General features: G+C 58.7%; 15 protein-coding genes and 1 pseudogene. 9 read left to right on the forward strand and 7 right to left on the reverse strand.

Annotation, left to right across the window (positions count from 1 at the left end):
• Positions 1-264 precede the first annotated feature (264 nt).
• Entirely contained in the window at positions 265-744 is a 480-nt protein-coding gene (locus ACMGFH_RS22190; RefSeq protein ID WP_415383465.1) for an Lrp/AsnC family transcriptional regulator, read from the forward strand.
• The gene (locus ACMGFH_RS22195) at positions 737-1,063 is read left to right on the forward strand and encodes a HalOD1 output domain-containing protein (protein WP_415383466.1); all 327 of its coding nucleotides are present in this window, start codon (positions 737-739) and stop codon (positions 1,061-1,063) included. Before ACMGFH_RS22190 ends, ACMGFH_RS22195 begins: the two co-directional genes overlap by 8 nt.
• Positions 1,064-1,107: 44 nt before the next feature.
• Here the strand turns inward: ACMGFH_RS22195 and ACMGFH_RS22200 are convergent, their stop codons facing one another.
• The 3 genes from ACMGFH_RS22200 to ACMGFH_RS22210 all read right to left on the reverse strand — a co-directional run bounded on the left by ACMGFH_RS22200 (position 1,108) and on the right by ACMGFH_RS22210 (position 4,782).
• On the reverse strand, positions 1,108-2,604 hold the full coding sequence (locus ACMGFH_RS22200) for an MATE family efflux transporter (protein ID WP_415383467.1): 1,497 nt from the start codon (positions 2,602-2,604) through the stop codon (positions 1,108-1,110).
• Positions 2,605-3,378: 774 nt separating this feature from the next.
• A complete protein-coding gene (locus ACMGFH_RS22205; RefSeq protein ID WP_415383310.1) occupies positions 3,379-4,368 on the reverse strand; it encodes a sulfite exporter TauE/SafE family protein in 990 nt (329 codons plus the stop codon).
• 234 nt (positions 4,369-4,602) lie between these two features.
• Positions 4,603-4,782: a hypothetical protein gene (locus ACMGFH_RS22210; protein ID WP_415383311.1), complete on the reverse strand. Its 180-nt coding sequence runs from the start codon at positions 4,780-4,782 to the stop codon at positions 4,603-4,605.
• Positions 4,783-4,932: 150 nt separating this feature from the next.
• On the opposite strand from ACMGFH_RS22210, the gene ACMGFH_RS22215 reads away from it, so the two are divergent.
• Positions 4,933-5,844: a helix-turn-helix transcriptional regulator gene (locus ACMGFH_RS22215; protein WP_415383312.1), complete on the forward strand. Its 912-nt coding sequence runs from the start codon at positions 4,933-4,935 to the stop codon at positions 5,842-5,844.
• A gap of 127 nt (positions 5,845-5,971) precedes the next feature.
• On the opposite strand, the gene ACMGFH_RS22220 is transcribed toward ACMGFH_RS22215, so the two are convergent.
• Complete coding sequence (locus ACMGFH_RS22220; protein WP_415383314.1) at positions 5,972-7,006, reverse strand: potassium channel family protein; 1,035 nt, start codon at positions 7,004-7,006, stop codon at positions 5,972-5,974.
• 432 nt (positions 7,007-7,438) lie between these two features.
• Here ACMGFH_RS22220 and ACMGFH_RS22225 point away from each other — a divergent pair, with 432 nt between their 5' ends.
• Both ACMGFH_RS22225 and ACMGFH_RS22230 read left to right on the forward strand, forming a co-directional pair.
• Positions 7,439-7,942, forward strand: a complete 504-nt coding sequence (locus tag ACMGFH_RS22225) for an IS630 family transposase (protein WP_415383315.1) — start codon at positions 7,439-7,441, stop codon at positions 7,940-7,942.
• A 75-nt stretch (positions 7,943-8,017) separates the two neighbouring features.
• Positions 8,018-8,326 carry a transposase gene (locus tag ACMGFH_RS22230; protein ID WP_415383316.1) on the forward strand — a complete coding sequence of 103 codons (309 nt, stop codon included), beginning with the start codon at positions 8,018-8,020 and terminating at the stop codon, positions 8,324-8,326.
• A gap of 881 nt (positions 8,327-9,207) precedes the next feature.
• Here ACMGFH_RS22230 and ACMGFH_RS22235 read toward each other — a convergent pair.
• The gene (locus tag ACMGFH_RS22235; RefSeq protein ID WP_415383317.1) at positions 9,208-9,660 is read right to left on the reverse strand and encodes an IclR family transcriptional regulator; all 453 of its coding nucleotides are present in this window, start codon (positions 9,658-9,660) and stop codon (positions 9,208-9,210) included.
• Between the two features lie 184 nt (positions 9,661-9,844).
• Positions 9,845-9,973, reverse strand: a pseudogene (locus ACMGFH_RS22240) (helix-turn-helix domain-containing protein); the annotation flags it as partial.
• 316 nt (positions 9,974-10,289) lie between these two features.
• On the opposite strand from ACMGFH_RS22240, the gene ACMGFH_RS22245 reads away from it, so the two are divergent.
• The 3 genes from ACMGFH_RS22245 to ACMGFH_RS22255 all read left to right on the forward strand — a co-directional run bounded on the left by ACMGFH_RS22245 (position 10,290) and on the right by ACMGFH_RS22255 (position 14,224).
• The gene (locus tag ACMGFH_RS22245) at positions 10,290-11,438 is read left to right on the forward strand and encodes an oligogalacturonate lyase family protein (RefSeq protein WP_415383318.1); all 1,149 of its coding nucleotides are present in this window, start codon (positions 10,290-10,292) and stop codon (positions 11,436-11,438) included.
• Positions 11,439-11,532: 94 nt separating this feature from the next.
• On the forward strand, positions 11,533-12,870 hold the full coding sequence (locus ACMGFH_RS22250) for a DUF362 domain-containing protein (protein WP_415383319.1): 1,338 nt from the start codon (positions 11,533-11,535) through the stop codon (positions 12,868-12,870).
• Positions 12,871-13,126: 256 nt separating this feature from the next.
• On the forward strand, positions 13,127-14,224 hold the full coding sequence (locus ACMGFH_RS22255; RefSeq protein WP_415383320.1) for a Gfo/Idh/MocA family protein: 1,098 nt from the start codon (positions 13,127-13,129) through the stop codon (positions 14,222-14,224).
• A 153-nt stretch (positions 14,225-14,377) separates the two neighbouring features.
• Here ACMGFH_RS22255 and ACMGFH_RS22260 read toward each other — a convergent pair whose 3' ends face one another.
• On the reverse strand, positions 14,378-15,196 hold the full coding sequence (locus ACMGFH_RS22260; RefSeq protein WP_415383321.1) for an aldo/keto reductase: 819 nt from the start codon (positions 15,194-15,196) through the stop codon (positions 14,378-14,380).
• A gap of 213 nt (positions 15,197-15,409) precedes the next feature.
• Between ACMGFH_RS22260 and ACMGFH_RS22265 the strand changes: the two genes are divergently transcribed.
• Positions 15,410-16,177 carry an IclR family transcriptional regulator gene (locus tag ACMGFH_RS22265; RefSeq protein WP_415383322.1) on the forward strand — a complete coding sequence of 256 codons (768 nt, stop codon included), beginning with the start codon at positions 15,410-15,412 and terminating at the stop codon, positions 16,175-16,177.
• The last annotated feature ends 623 nt before the right edge of the window (positions 16,178-16,800 follow it).

Below are 16,800 nucleotides of genomic sequence, written 5' to 3' on the forward strand. Positions count from 1 at the left end.
TCGCAGTGACGGAGTCGTCCGTCCAATCAGTAGAGATACTAATCCCTCCACTCGTGTACGAGCCCCATGCAATTATTCATAACGGTTCTACACAGTGGTTCGAGGACAGTAGTATGAATTCCGCAGATCCAAGCGAGTTTCTCCGCCACGAGCACCCCATCTTTTGCGAATTCAGCAATTCAGTCGATTATATTATGAAAACCACAGTATTCGGCCAGGGCAATTGCGAAAAATCAATGTGGGGCGGCCCCTACTGGCTACCAGATGGACTTGGACGAGGTGGACAAGGGTATTTTGTACCTCTTGCAGCGAGACGCCCGAGAAATTACGACACAGGAAATGGCCGAACAGGTGGGGGTGTCGGCGAGTACCGTCCGCAACCGCATCGAACAGATGGAAGCGGACGACATCATCCGCGGATACTATCCAGACATCGATTACGACAAGGCGGGGCTCCAGCTCTACGTCGAGATCATCTGTTCCGCGCCCAATCCGCGACGGGAACTGCTTGCGGACGAGGCTCGCGATATCGACGGAATCATCTCGATACGTGAAGTCCTCAACGGAGAGGATAACGTCCAGATCGACGCCGTGGGCACCGACTCCGACGACGTAGCCCGGATCACGGACGAACTGAGTGAACTCGGGCTCCGCGTCGTCAATACGAAGATCATCAAGAATACCGTCATCCAGCCGTTCAACCACTTCGGCGAACACGTCGTGGAAGGGGATCGAGGTGAATGACTGCCCAGTAGATGGATTAGAGCCGATAGAGTACGACGACGAGACAGATGTATACCAGGCCGGCTTCGATAGCGGGGAGATTCCACCGAGCCACGCCGTCGTCAAAATCGTGAGTGAGATCGGTGAGACGCAGCCGACTGATTTCGAACCGCTGTACTCCGCCATCGATCCACAGGCGCTAGACAGGCTCTGTACGAGACACCCGCTCGATTCACAGGAAGGCGACTGTGTCGTGGAGTTCGCGTACCTCGACTATCGAGTCAGGGTCAAGAGTTACGGCTATATCGAGGTACAGCCGGTCTCTGGTGCGACCGAATAAACCCTCTCTGTCCAGGTCTTATCACGACAGAGATACCGACCGTGTCAGTCGATTTCGGCCGAAGTCGAGTTCGTGCCCGTGTCCTCGATCGCACCATCGTCAACGACGTTGTCCGTCCAGTCCGCGCGGAAGAACCAGAACGCGCCGACGACAGCCGCGGTGACGTTCGAGAGTGCAATTGCGGACCACACCCCGGTCGCACCGGAGCTGAAGGCCACCACGAGGAAGACTGCTGCGACGGCTCGAACGCCCCACAGCGCCGTCACGCCGATCGCCATCGCCATACGAGTCGACCCGGCCCCGTAGAACGCCCCGTTCATCATGTGGTAGGAAGCCATGACGACCCACGTCGGCGCGACGATTCGCAGGAATGTCGCACCGTGGTCGACGATTCGATCGGCCCCTGGACCGGTGATGAAGAGGCCGACGATGGGGCGAGCGAACCAGACAGTGAGCCCGCTGGCGACGAGAAACGCCGTCCCGAGGATCGCAACCGCGACGTACACCGTCCGCAGAGCGCGGTCACGGTGGCCGCCACCGAGGTTCTGGCCGACGACCGTCTCGACGGACATCCCCATCGCGACCGTCGGAAGCCAGACGATGGAGATGAATCGGTTGCCGATACCGTACGCGGCGACGGCGTCCGTGCCGACGGTGGCCACGAGCGCCGTCAGCAGGATGGCCGCGATCGACTGCGTGCTCTGATCGATCGCTCCCGGACCGCCGATCCCGACGATTTTCCGAACCGTCTCGAACTGCAACAGCAGATCGTCGACCGCGAGGTGCAACCCGACGCGGCCGCCGAACAACAACCACAGGCCCACGAGCGCGGCGACTGCCCGCGAGAGAACCGTCGCTACTGCAGCACCCGCGACGCCGAACCCCGTGAATCCCGTCGCTGCGTACAGTGATCGCTGGACGTCTCCCAGGCCGATCCACCCGAACAGCGGATTGTCGGCGAATCCCAGGACGAAGAACGGGTCGAGAACGATGTTGAGCCCGACAGTGAGCGCCATCAGATACATCGGTGTCTTCGTATCACCCCACCCGCGGAGCAACGCCATGAACACGTAGAATCCGAACGTGAACGGCATTCCCAGGACGATAATTCGGAGGTACGTGACCGCCAACCCGTGGATCGTCGTTCCGGGCGTCGCGCCGATGACTGCGAGCAATTGCGGCGCGAAGACGAACCCGAGGACCGAGACACCGACCGAGAGGAGGCCGACGAACGCGAGCGTCTGGCCAGCGACGTGGCCGAGTCGGTCGTCGTTGCCCGCGCCGACGTGTTGTGAGACGAGGATCGTCCCGGCGTTCGTCATGCCTCCACCGAGGCTTATTAGCAGGAAGACGATCGGCCAGGAGAACGACAGCGCGCTCACCGCTTGTGCGCCGATTCGGCCGACCCAGTACGTGTCTGTGAGGTTGTAGGCCACCTGCAGCAACTGCGTCGCAGTGAGCGGACCGGCGAGGACGAGGAGCGGCCAGACGATATTCCCCTCCGTGAATCGACCGGATTCTGCGCTGTCTCGATTCGTCATCGTCGTCTCCTGAGGGTGCTACGTCGGACGAGATACCCCGTGACCAGTACTGGCAGAGAGCTGATCTGACTGGTCTCAGCGACAGTGCCGCCCCCAGCGATCGAATGGACTCGGAGTTCGCTCGGATCGGTAACGGGAGACAGTAGCTGTCTCGTGGATCTCGAGTCGGATTGGGTGTCGGAGGTTTGTCTGTTCGATGGACTGCTGTGCTTCGAGGGTTGGGGTCTCGTGGTTGGGTTCTGTCGCGATTGGATCATTGGATTCGACTGCTCGCTGGGCTACGACTCACTGCGTGGCTCCGCTCTGTCCGTGAAAAAGTACAGGCCGCGCGACTGAGCGCCACTGGCGGCGTCGACCGCGCGAGCCGGTCTCGGAGAGCAACAGCTTCCGAACGAGGCGACCGACCGTGGGCCTGTGTGTGTCAGGCCCGGTTACAGGGCGGCGCGCATTAGAAGTACGAGAACAGATGGCTGTCTATAATTTATGTCTTTCGCGGATTCGATGGTCTCGTACGGGACCGGACGTGACGGGACGAGACGGGACGGACACCGACGTAGCGCTCTCGGCATTGCTGTTCGAACCGTCGATGGTGCAGTACTGCTGTAGAGGACACGCTCGAAACTCACTTCGCATGCAAACGCAAGGTGGTCGGTGCGCAGTCGCGGATGGATCTCTGCGTAGACGGGGCCTATTCGATCGTCATTACCGAATCTGCTACGCGGGAATCCCATGACATCAGCGCGACAGGGCGAGTGATACTACCTGAACCGTTACTCAGTGTGTCAGTGGTGACAGCCGGTCTCGGTCCTTCCGAAGCGCAGCGATAGCTGCGCGGACGATCGTGCCACTGACCAGGACTGCCGTTCCGAAGATCAGAACTCCACTCACGGTTTCGAACAGCTCGACGCCGTATGCGACACTTATCTGTTTACTCGCGGTGGCGGCACTCCCCGCGAGCAACGTCGTTGCGAAGTATTCCTTGATCTCGTTCTCGTCTACCAGCTGTGTCGCACCTGTCCCGATGCGAGCGCCGAGCGCGCTCCCGCCGAGTAACGCGACGACGACGGGAATATCGACAGCGCCCGACTGAGCGTAGACGAACGTCCCGAACGCACCCGAGACCGAGATCTGGAGGATGCTGGTCCCGGCAGCGATCGCGGCGGGGACACCGAACCCGTAGACCATGACGGGGAGTAGCAGGAATCCGCCACCCACGCCGAGACATCCAGAGAGAATGCCGACGGCCGACCCGACCAAGAGGATAACCCATACCGAGGCGGTCGCGCCGCCAGGAAGCGACACCATCGGTGAGAGCGTGATAGCCTGAACCCTGGCAGCGACTCGGCTCGACCTGCTATCGCTCTCGCAAGTACCGGCGTCTCGGAGGACGGAGAGGCCGACCGTCCCGAGAAGTCCAGTGTACATCGCGCTGATGACGACGTCAGCGCTGCCGAGCTCCGCAAGCAGGAACGTGGCCCGGGTGCCGACTACGATACCGACCGTCATTCCGAGCGTCATCACTGCCGCCAGCGTGTAGCTGATCTGGCCGTGATCACGGTGTCTGCGCGCACCGATGACACTGGTACCGAAGACGAATGCGAGTCCGCTCCCGACAGCCACCGGTGCCGGATAGCCGATCACCAACAGCGCTGGCGTCACGAGAAACGACCCGCCCATCCCGAAGAAGCCGAAGAGGATGCCGATGAGCAGGCCGAAGCCGATGCAGAACCCGATCGTCGAGATCCCGAGACCAACGGCGGTCACGGTCCGGAACTCACGATCAGTTCGCGACCGGCCCGATTAACGACTTGTGCTAGTGCACCGTATCCGACGTCCAGCGCGAGTGCTCCCGACAGAACGAGACCAACCGTGGCAGCTGCCCGCTCGGACTCACTGAAGGTCAGACTTCCCAGCAGGACGCTCAGCGATACCGCCAGTATCCCCAAGACGCAGCAGGCGATCGATAGCTGCCAGGCTGCCGCGAATCCAGCGCCCCGATCACTCATGGCGTTCCCCACTATCGGATGGTGCGGTTTCGGGCAGAGTGGTGGTCCGGTCGCGACTGAACAGATCCGTCGGGTCGTACTCGGGCAATGCGTCGGCCGGCCGCATCAATTCGCCACGCAACTCCGCTTCGAACCGTCCGATCAGTTCGTCTGGATCGACCTGTCGTTCCATACAGAACTGGACGGCCGCACGGGCGTTGGCCTCACCTATCGCGCAGTGTTCGATGGCGGGAACACCGTTTCAGGCAGTGAGACGAGTTTCGGACGGTGACGGGATAGAGTTACTATCTGTGATAACCTCTCTCTCTAGAGAGTGACTCTCATGGTACCCGACGAACACGACCGTTCGGCCGCCGGTGGTCGCCCGCCACCTGGCTCGCCGGTCTTCGAGGCCATCCTCGAAAACGAACGGAAGCGCCGCTATCTCGGGCAGCGTCTGGAAGCCGCGGGCGATCGCGTCGACACGGACTTCCTCAGAGACGTCGTCCGGCACGGACCCGTCCTCGAAGCGCTCCTGGAGGAACCGCACGATCGGCGAGAGATCGAAGAGCGGCTCGACGTCTCCCGGGCGACGAGTCACCGCTACACGCAGTGGCTCGACGAGCAGGACTTCGTCGAGAAGGTCGATGGCCGATTTCAGCTGACCTGGCGAGGCGAGGTCGTCGCTGGGGAGGTACTCCGCTTCGAGGCGAACGTGCGAACCGCGCATCGACTCACCCCGCTTCTCAACGCGATCTGTGAGGACCACCGGGAGTTCGTCGTCGAGCCGTTCGTGGACGCGACGGTCACCGTCGCCGAACTCGACGACCCCTACGGGCCAGTCGAGCGGTTCGTCGCACTCGTCGACGAGTCGGAGACGTTCCGCGGATTCAACACGACGCAGATGGCACCGCTCCTCTTCGGCGAGTTCCACCAGCAGCTGTTCGAAGAAACCGACACCGAGATCATCTACCTGCCCCACACCGTCGAGAAACTCTTCGAGACACACCCCGAGCGGGCCCGGGCAGCGATCGATCGGGGGCACCTGACCCTCCGGACGCGTACTGAACTGCCGTACGGGCTCGCGATCTTCGACGAGCGCGTTGGAATCGGAGGGTACGACGAGACCACCGGCCTCATGGAGGTGTTCGTCGACACGGAGGACCCGATCGGATGCGAGTGGGCCGAGCGCGTGTACACATCCGTCAGGGCGGATTCAGACCCTCTCGAGGCCGAGACCGATCTCCCCCGCTGACATGCCCCGATCGGGGCTGCCGGCTGGCCGGGGCCCTCGTTCTCTGCTATACGCCTCGTAGGTCCTCTGTCGGGCCGATGGTCGACGATCCCAAGTAGTCGTACAATCCCTTCAACGAGAGGGAGTTCTAGTCGCTGTCTGTGTTCGGCCAGTTTCGGGCGTCTGATTCGACAAGACCAAGCAGATGTCGACGCCGGCCATCTACCTCCGAGAGCGAACTGGTGAACTCCTCGTCTGAGACCGTCGGGGCCCCGATGTCACGTAGACGGTTGAGCGTCGGGGCGGGTGGAGACTCCGATGCAGGATCGACGAAGGCGCTCCCGAGCGTATCGAGATAGTTCTGGACACTCAACCGGGCTTGGCTGATGGCCGGCTCACTCGGACGGTGCTGTGGGGCGACGCCGAACCGGAGGAGCGTGAGCGCCTCGTCGAACGCGGCGATGTTCGTGGTCGGCGCCTGCGACGTCTGTGGCGTGAAGAAGTAGTGGAGTATCGGGTACGCTTTGTGGTTCGACGTGAGCGTGTTGAGCTGATTCGAGATCATATTCAGCGGTAGTTCCAGTCCCCGGAACGAGTCGCCGTCCCAGCTCGTTTCGAGAATTGCCGCGCTCTGTCCCCCGAGCCCGTGGATGTTACTCGCGAGTGACCGCTTCTGGGTGACGGCGCTGAGAACGTTGAGGACGTACGTGACACTGAGTGTGACAAATAGCATCCCGCTGGCCGTCGTGAGGGCGGTCGCGACCTGCCAGACCCCGCCGTTCGGCGTGAAATCCCCGTTGCCCATCGTGAAGACAGTGTAACCGACGAAGTAGAATCGCTCTGTCCAGGAGATCGGGCCAGTGTTCCGTGTGTCGATCAGGCTCTCCTCGCCGCCCGCGAACAGGAACGTCCACCCGCTCCAGAGGAGCGAGATCCACATGACGAGGCCGAGGATCAGAATCAGTGGTCCGGAAAGCGAGAGCACGCGGGGCCGCTTTCCGGACACCATCTTGAGCGTGTTCCACGTACTGGACATCAATCGCGAGGTAAGGGGTCCGGCACCGCCCTCGACCCACAACGTCGTCCAGAGGATGTCGACGACCGTGAGTACGAGGAGGAACGCGCCGAGAGCGAGATAGCCCAGATTCATGATTGCAGTCTCTGGACGCTGCAGTCGGAGCACGAGCAACCACTCTCGATGAAGGAGTCTCCGGAGAAACCACTCAGGTCGGGCCAGCACGGGATCTGACGAGACATGCTTTCGGGTTGGTCTTCGAGACGGAAAGCCGTCTATGGTTAATTTCTCGACAGGAACGCCACGACCTAGACTGCGGGTACCACTTCGACGTCCTTCGGCCCACTATCGACGCTCGCGACGATGGCGGGGCGTTCGTCTCGATCCCTATCTCGAGGGAGATTCCGCGACGCTCGACATCGCTCTCTGACGCCTGATACCGCTCGTACTACCATGGACTTCTTCGGAAGTCATCGAGTTGTCGTTGTCAGATACCACTCGATGACCACGTTCGGTGATAGTGGCACGAAGGTTCTGCCGCCATACTAAGAGACGAAACTAACCGACAATACTAACTCACTTCGTGATATGAGTCTTGTAATGGCAAGATTAGAAAACGTCTCCGTCGAAGAATTAGAGGCCGCGCTTGACGACGCGACGGGAAAACGGGAAACAAAGCGGTTGCTTGTTGCGATTATCTACAAGCGAGGGCCGTCTGCACCGATGATCGCAGAGTGGCTCGATACGCGCGAACAAACGATCTATCGGTGGTTCGACCGCCTTGAAGAGGAACCGATCAACCAAGCAGTTCAGGATCGACAGCGCTCTGGTCGACCATCGAAACTCGACGACGCCGACCGAGAGAAGTTTCAGGAAACCGTCTCTAATCCACCGTCTGAGGCCGGCTACGACGAACCGGCGTGGACAACGAAACTCGCACAGCGATTTCTCGAAAACGAATTTGGAGCCGAATATTCCCGGCGCCACGTCCAGAGATTGCTGAAAGACGCCGGCCTCACCTGGAAGACACCGCGACCGCAACTGCCGACAGCTGACGAGGATGAACGCACCGAATTCTGGGAAATTTCCAACAAAACTGAGTAAATCGCTCTCTGATGAGTATACCACCGTCGGGGTCGATCAAACGCGAAAAACTATCGGCTGTTACCTTTACCGTTCGTGGTTCCGCGTGTTCAACGAGTAAACATCCAGTTTTGGCGACGTTCAAAGGGTGTGAAGATACTAGGAGCAGTCTCCAGCGAACAGAAATTCATCGCAAACGAAGTTGTAGACCGTCTTACTAGCGACGTGACGATAAGGTTCTTTCGAGCACTTCAGGACGAATTTGCCGAGAAAATCCACGTGTTGCTAGATAATGCATCGTATTTCAAGTCACAACAAGTGCGCGACTTCGTCGAAGAAACACAGATCGCAGTGACGCGTTCTCTGCGGAGATCGCCGGATCTCAATCCTGTCGAAGCGTGTTAGCGTCAGCTATCACGATCTCTCGGAGACGGGATCTTCGGCTCGACCGACGAATAAAGCCCGGTTTTGACAACCGCCCTGAATTACACTATACGACAAATAATATCCGATTTTATATGTCTTCAGGATAGCCGTTCGCCCTCCAGCGTGTTCAAGAAGACAAGCGAATCCCTGCGGGGGCGGCCTTGGAACAGCGAAAACTGATCCGGAATCGTCCCCCAGACGCCGTCCAGTGATACTGTCTCACGAGTGTAGTCGAGCAGGCCCATCAATCGGTGGTCCAACCGCACCGAATGCCACCTTTGCCTCTCTCCGTCTGAGTGTATCACCGGCTGCTGGTACTTACTGATCCTGCTGTCGTGAGGGGTGGGAAAATAGCCTGAAATGACACGTATCCCGTTAGCCGAACCAATGGATAGCAGCAATAACTCCGTCAAGTTTGATTCGGTAGTCTCCGCCAGCATCTACTAATAGTGGAGCATCATCCAACGATATTTGAAAAATTCAGATAACAATAGTAGTACTGTAATCCTCAGTTGATTAGACGTGTTGAGGTGCAATCTGTCGAGACCGGCCAGATAGTATCGTGAAGGCAATTTTCTAGACCTCCAGAATAACTGTACGTTAGCATCTATTCCAGTAACGTCTTCCACCCTCACGGGATGAACGCCAGTATAGCTGGAAATCAACCTCGTATTGAGGAATCGTTCGCGAGTCCGGCGACTGCCTTGTAGGGCCATATTACGAGTTCGAGCGCCAGTACCGCGATTTTCGCAGGTATTTCGGTACCGTATACGGTATCAATCACTCTGCTTACTTCCGTCGGAAGATGGCGGATTCTCCGCTGTCTCCCGTTGCTCGAAGTCACTCAGTCGTCCGTTGGACTATGCCCGCGCGAGCTTGAGACAGACCGTATTCGCAGCGTCTTCGACAATTGCTGGTAGTTCACTGCGGAACCGCTCGCCGTGGAAGTCGCTGATGGGACCCGAGACACTAATCGCGCCGAGCACGCGATCTCCGTTGTCGAGTATTGGGGCCGCGACGCACCGGAGACCTTCGTGACGCATTTCGTCGTCAAAAGCGATGCCTTCCTCTCGCACTGCTCGTAACTCTTCGCGGAGTTTCGTTCGATCAGCGATCGTCTGTGAGGTGTACTTCGGCAACTCGTGCTCTTCGAGAATGGATTCTGTCGATTCATCGGGGAGATGTGCCAGGATTGTCCTCCCCAGCGCTGTCGCATGAAGCGGGACTCGTTGTCCGATATGTGGGTCCATACGTATCGAACTGTCCCCACGGCGGTGGTAGAGGTATACCCCGACGCCGTTTTCTTCGAGCATCAGGTTCGCAGCCGCGCCCGTCGTGTTCGCAAGGTCGTCGACCGCAGGCCTCGCTAGCTCGTACAGGTTGCGCTTCGACCGGGCGTATCCCCCGTAGTCGAGGAATCTGATACCGATATCGTACTCCGTCCCGTCCTTGACGACGTACCCCCCCCTGCTCGAGCGTGTTTAGATGATTATAGACCGTGCTTTTCGGCATTCCGAGGGCGTCGGATATCTCTGCGACACCCGCACCGTTGAGGTTTCTAACCGTTTCAAGGATGGTAAAGTCCGTCTCGACTGACTGGATGGAGGACTTCTCGTGCTCTTCCATATCTCACACTGGGTATCCATTACAAAAGTGTTTGTGTCAATTGCGATGCGTCTCTTCCCCGAACTGGGCTGCGAACACCAGAGAACAGTCGGCACACCAGAGCGCAGGGCGAACGCTGAGGCGGCTGTTATACGAGAACGCCACTAGACACTGGTTTATCTGGTCTGTGTCTCCGGACTCCCGCGATGAGATTGTTCGGTTCCTCACCGGCCTCGATATCGTACGTGCAAACCCATCGCCGTGATCTCTCGGAGCCACGAACACAACACCGGCTACGGGCACCACCTTATTTGATGGTGCGTGAACGATACAATCCATGCAACTCGCGGGAAGATTTTCGGAAACGACCGCCCCCGAAACGGGGCGCCGCGTGGTCCAGGTGACAGACGGGCCGGGGTTCTGTTACCCGTTATACTATTACGTGCCGTCTCTCACCCCCGACGGAACGCTCGTTTACCACCGCGCTTTCGACGGCGAGGTACAGCTCTACGGAGTCGACCTCCCCACAGGGGAAAGCACGCAGTTGACGGACGCCTCCGCGACGGACACTCACTGGCGACCCTGGTGTACTGATCCCGGAACGGGCGTACTCGACCACCGGAGCGCACTTAACGTCGAGCGCGGCGAGGTGATCTACTTCGACGGCAACGACGTCCGACAGGTCGACGTTCAGACGGGCACCGACACGTCGCTATTCGAACTTCCCGAAGATCGCGTCGCCATCGGACAGAACTGTGTCACCCCCCACGGCGAATGGTTCGTCTACATCCACCACGACCGAGAACTGTTCGAGCGGGTTCTCGACGATGGGCGCCACCACTCCGAGGACACCGTTCTGGCCGCGTATCACATCGATTCCAGCGAACACCGGACATTGGTCCGGATCAACAGTCCAATTCATCACGTGCTCCCATACGACGACCAGCATTTCGTCTTCTGTCACCCTGCGACCGAGAACGGGATGTTACTGACCGATAGAGAGGGCGGGTGGTATTCCCACCTCCGGACACGTGATCGACGGGGCGGCGAAGTTTGCCATTACCTCGCAACAGCGCGGGGTTTAGCATACGAGGTGCTCGGTGGGTCAGACGGCATCCGAGGGGGGCTCTACGACCCCTTCACTCACGACCGCGTCGAGTTCGACCTCCCCGACGCGTTCGGATACACCCACACCGGATACGATCCCGACGGGAAACTGTTCTTCTACGAGACAGCGGGCGAGACCGGTCACGAACTGTGGTATCTCGAACGGTACCGCGAACACGGCGAACACGAGTGGGGACGGCTCATCGGAGACTGGTCCACCTACGGGAGCGGCCAAAAATCGCACTTTCATCCCCGGATGACTCCAGATCGGAATTGGATCGTGTTCGTCGCGGGCGACGATTCGACCGGGTGCAATCAGATTTATCTGCTCGACGTCAGTGATCTATCGCACACGCGGGGGTTCCCACGCCTGCAGTAGTCGACAGCGAACGGGACGGAACGGAGGTCGAGTGACCGGGCGTGTAACCGGTCGATGAGTCACGTTTATCCCCGTACCACTCGATCATGAGACTATGAATTCGGAAGCAGCGGTGAGTGCGCTCTCGGTACCGGAGGAGACCATTCTCGACGCCTGCGGCGAGATCGAACTCCCCCAGATGGGTGTTATCGAACAGGTCTGGGAGACAGACCCCATCCAGCCAGCGGATGTCAGTTCCCACGCGGCGCGTGCCGTCGAGTCCCTATCGTTCACCGATGTTCCCGACGGCGGCGAGGTCGCACTCGGTGTCGGGAGTCGTGGTATCGCAAATCTCTCGGAGATCGTCTCCGGCGTCGTCGCGGCTGTGTCCGAGGCCGGCTACGAACCGTTCGTCTTCCCTGCGATGGGGAGCCACGGCGGCGCGACGGCCGAGGGACAGCGTGAGATGCTTAACGAGCTCGGTGTGACTGAGACAGCGATCGGGTGTGAGATCCGTTCAGATATGGACGTCGTCGAGGTGGGCCGAACGACCGAACGGAATGTGCCCGTCGTCGCTGACGCAAACGCTGCCGGAGCCGACGCGATCGTTCCGATAAACCGGATCAAGCCACACACCGACTTCGACGGCTCCGTCGAGAGCGGGCTCTCGAAGATGCTCGTCATCGGGATGGGCAAGCAGCGCGGCGCGAAGATCGCCCATGAGTGGGCGGTCGACTGGTCATTCCGGAACATGATTCCCGAGATTACCGAGCAATTGCTCGCAGCCCTGCCGGTCGTCGGCGGCGTCGCTATCGTGGAAGACCAACACGACGACACGACGATTCTAGAAGGTATCCCTCCGAGCGGGTTCCTCGACAGGGAACGGGAACTGCTCGAACTCGCGTACGACATCATGCCGAAGCTCCCCTTCGAGGAGCTCGACGTCGTCGTCTTCGACGAACAAGGGAAAGACGTCAGCGGCCAGGGACTCGATACGAACGTGATCGGGCGTCGCCCGTTCGCGATAAACGAGCCCGCTCCGGAAACACCGGATATCAAGCGGATCTACACTCGCGGGCTGACGGAGACGACCCACGGGAACGCGATGGGAGTGGGGTCGGCGGACATCATCCACGAGGATATCGTCGCGGAACTCGACGCGTCGACGACGCTCATTAACGCACTCACTGCGAGCACCGTCCGTGGAGTGAAACTCCCCCCGGTCGTCGAGACTGACCAGGCAGGGCTCGTCGCCGCGCTGTCGACAATCGGCGTCGTCGACCCTGATACCGTTCGCATCCTCCACGCAGCGGATACGATGCACCTCCACAGGATCCACGCCTCGACTGCGCTCGTCGAGGAGGCCCGTGAGCGCGACGATCTCCGCGTCGTGGAAGAGCCGACACCTATCGAGTTCGATGGCGGCGCCTTCGTCGCATCTGCACCCAAGTAGTTAGATACGTCCCGAGGTGAGTCTGAACAGTCCGGAACCGCGCTTTCGTAGTCAGTATCGTTGCACAGCGACTCGTATCGAGACTCGGCTGATCAATCAGCACCTATTTCTGCTACTCTTGGTTTTATATTGGAGGATATGGTTACTTCAGTTGATGGACTCAATTTCGGACAACGTGTCAGGAGACCATCTTGGGATATGATATAAGTAACCCGTCAGGCAGTCCAAATTCGAGCGGTACGAGACACTGATAACCATGTCATACAAAGCAGGTATAATCGGTACAGGCGGAATCGCCGGAATGGGAATCCTCGGGATGCACGACGAGGAAGCCATTGGGAAAGAGAAAATCGACGCGAGTCACGCGGGGGGATACGACAACGCATCCGAGATTGAATTGGTCGCCGTAGCGGATGTCGACGAAGACAGCCTCGCCACGTTTGGCGAGGCCTGGGAAATCGCGCCCAGTAGACAGTACGTCGGCCACGAGGGGTTGCTTGCCAACGAGGACCTCGACGTCATCTCCATCTGTACCCCCTCGTTTCTTCACGACCAGCATACGATCGATGCGGCCCGTTCAGCGGCCGACCCAGACGTGATCTGGTGCGAAAAGCCGATCGCCTCACAGGTGTCGGCGGCCAAAGAGATGGTCGATGTCTGCGAGGAGACCGACACGGAACTCGTGGTCAACCACTCGTTCCGGTTCACGAATAAACTGCAGCGGTTGCGATATCTCGTCCAGAACGAGAACCTGTTGGGTGAAATAAAATCCGTCAGCACGCAGTACCGGATGGAGTTGATGCGGAATTCGACGCATGTGCTTGACACGCTCGTCTATCTGCTCGACGCGCGTGCGGAGACGGTGAGCGGATACATCACGGGTGAAAACGAAGCAGTGGACTCGTTAGACGCCAACGGGTCAGTCGACGACGCGGGGGGCGGCGGCCACATCGTGATGAACGACGCGACGTTTGTATCCGTCGACTGTACCATTCCGAGAGAAATGTCGTCGATGACGCTGCACTTCATCGGTACCGAAGGGAAGCTCTACCTCAACAACGACGACGGAGAGTGGCGCTACTGGTCCCTCGAAGACGGCGAGCACATCGAGAAGGAACTTCCGGGGATCAACGGAGCGTGGACGTGGGAGAACGACTACAAGGGCTCGTTCATGAACGCGGCGAACCATATACAGGACCTCTTGAACGGGGAGTGTGAGAACTACTCCCCCGGCGTCGAGGCTACCCGTTCACTGGAGATCATTGTCGGATTCTACCTCTCTCACTACACCGGTTCGCGAGTGGACATCCCGCTTGACCCGCCCCTGCGTGAAATCACAATCACTTCTTGGTGACCGGTAGACCGACTGAGGAGGGCATTCTGGTCGGATCTTCGAATTCTCGATCGCTGCCGCTCAGTTCGAACTGTCTGGAGTGAAGAGTCTGAGGGAGGAATCGATTCGGCACTTGCGCGAAAGAGATGGAGGTATTAGTGGCGTGATTCGATGCTATTCGAGCCAAGGCGAATCGTCGCGTTCCACGTAGCGCTCCTGCCGATCGACGTTGTCGATACGCTTGATGTCCTCCTCATCGAGAGTGAGGTCGACTGCGTTCAGATTGTCCCGCAGGTGTGCTTCGCTGCTCGCTTTTGGAATCACACGGACGTTGTCTTTCGAGAGAAGCCAGGCAATCGAGACTTGCGCTTCGCTTACGTCGTGTTTCTCCGCGATCGATTGGAGCACGTCGCTCTCGAACACGTTCCCGCGCGCCAGGGGCGAATACGCGATCAGCCAGATGTCGTGCTCCTGTGCGTACTCGAGAATCTCGTCTTGGTGGAGGAACGGGTGCATCTCCATCTGGAGCGCCAGGGGCGTTTCGTCGAGCACTGACAGGGCTTCGTCGAGTAGATCAATCGAGTAGTTGCTGAGCCCGACGTGGTCGATAACCCCGTCGCGCTCGAGCTGTTCGAAGGCCGAAAGCGTCTCTTCTGCGTCGTACTGGAGAACTGGCCAGTGTACGTAGAGCAAGTCGAGACGCTCTAGATTCATCCGTTCGCAGCTCTTTTTTGCGCCCTCGATCACCCCCTCGTAATCCAGCCCGAACTTCTCCGCGTGGACCTTCGATGCGACGACGACGTCGTCGCGTTCGATGTCCGATTGCTGGAGCCCACGGCCGACGCTTTCTTCGTTCCCGTAATAATGGGCGGTGTCGATGTGGCGATACCCAAGTTCAAGTGCTGTCTGAACGCTGTTCGCACACTCGTCCGGGACCGTATTCTGCCACGTACCTAATCCGATTGCTGGGAAATCGTTCTCTGATAGCCGCATCATCCGGCAAGATGGCGACAGGGGTATTAGATTTTTGGAAATCGACAGTTCGTTCTGCCCCCAAGAGCGTCGTTTCGCTGTGGATTGTCTGGAGTGGTCTGGGAAGACAACCGAGTAGACGGCCGTCATTGCTACCACGATTGTGGCTATACTGGAATAATGCCACCATTGTTGGAGAAGATTATATAATGGGTGGAAGTATGTATGGGAAGTATGAGCACACCCCGAAACAACGGCACCGTGAAAACGGCCCAGACGACCTTCCAGATCCTAGAAACGCTGAAGCGGAAAAACGGGGCGACACTAACGGAACTCACTGCGGAGTTCGATCTCTCGAACAGCAGTATTCACAATTACCTGAAAACGCTCGAGGAGGACGGGTACGTAGTCAAGAACGGACAGGAGTACAAAATCGGACTTCGACTCCTCGATCTCGGTGGCTTCGCCCGTCGGGACCGCCGGCTCTACGACATTGCAAAGTCGGAAGTCACATCGCTCGCGGAATCTACCGGTGAGATGGCGAATCTCCTCGTCGAAGAGAAAGGGATGGGGGTGTACCTCCACCGGGCACACGGCGACAATGCGGTGAAGACTGACTCGTATATCGGCCAGCGAGTCCATCTCCACAACACGGCACTGGGGAAAGCAATCCTCGCGTATTTCCCCGAAGAACGCGTCGACGAGATCATCGAGCAACACGGTCTCCCCTGTACGACGCCGAACACGATAACGACGCGCGATGCGCTGTTCGAAGAGCTCGAAACGATCCGTGAAGAGGGGGTCGCCTTCGACGATGAAGCACGTGTGAAGGGCCTTCGCTGCGTCGCTGTGCCAATCGTCAATAACAATGACCACGTCGAAGGCGCGATCAGCGTCTCTGGGCCAACGAGCCGGCTCCAGGATGAATATTTCACCCAGGAACTCCCCGAAGAACTTGAGAGCGCTGCCAACGTCATCGAGCTAAATATCACGTACATGTAACTAGCGAATGGCCTCGTCCGGGACCCCGTCTGGTCTTTTTCTACCGTGTTCGCCGATTGGTCGAAACACTCCAGGAGAGTCGAAAATTCGTCACATACCTCGGGCTTCTCTCGGTCCGGGTTGTTTCCGCTTGATCCCAGGGGGGGGTCGTTCGCGAAGGACAGCGCTGGCGTCCATCTCCGAAGTACCCACCGGCATCTCGAGGCACCTCTCGTGAATAGGCCGGTCGATTCTCTTGGCAGCAACTGCTATGTAGAACTCTCTATCTGGAACGGTGGAAGGGATTGAGAGTAGACCGCCGTGTGCTCAGGTGGATAGCTGTTCCATGCTGGGCAAGCCATTTGTAGAGCAGCTGGAACAGCTATGGCGCTCTCGTCTCCCAATCCGTGTGCTGCTTTCTCGCAGCGTCCAGTTGTGCACATCACGAACATAAATAATTTATTGAAATGAAATTATATTACTGTGAGTCTCGGTCCGAGGCAAGCTCTCCTGTCAGGATTTCCGGGCTCACGGAGTATCGAATTCATGGAGAACATGGGAACGCCAGTTGGGTGGCTTGTTCATCAATCCCAAATGTCTCGGTCCGAACACCGTCCGTCCCTGCCGTGGACCGAGTACGGCCG

It is taken from the genome of Halosimplex rarum, from assembly GCF_047715405.1.
Lineage (GTDB): Archaea > Halobacteriota > Halobacteria > Halobacteriales > Haloarculaceae > Halosimplex > Halosimplex rarum.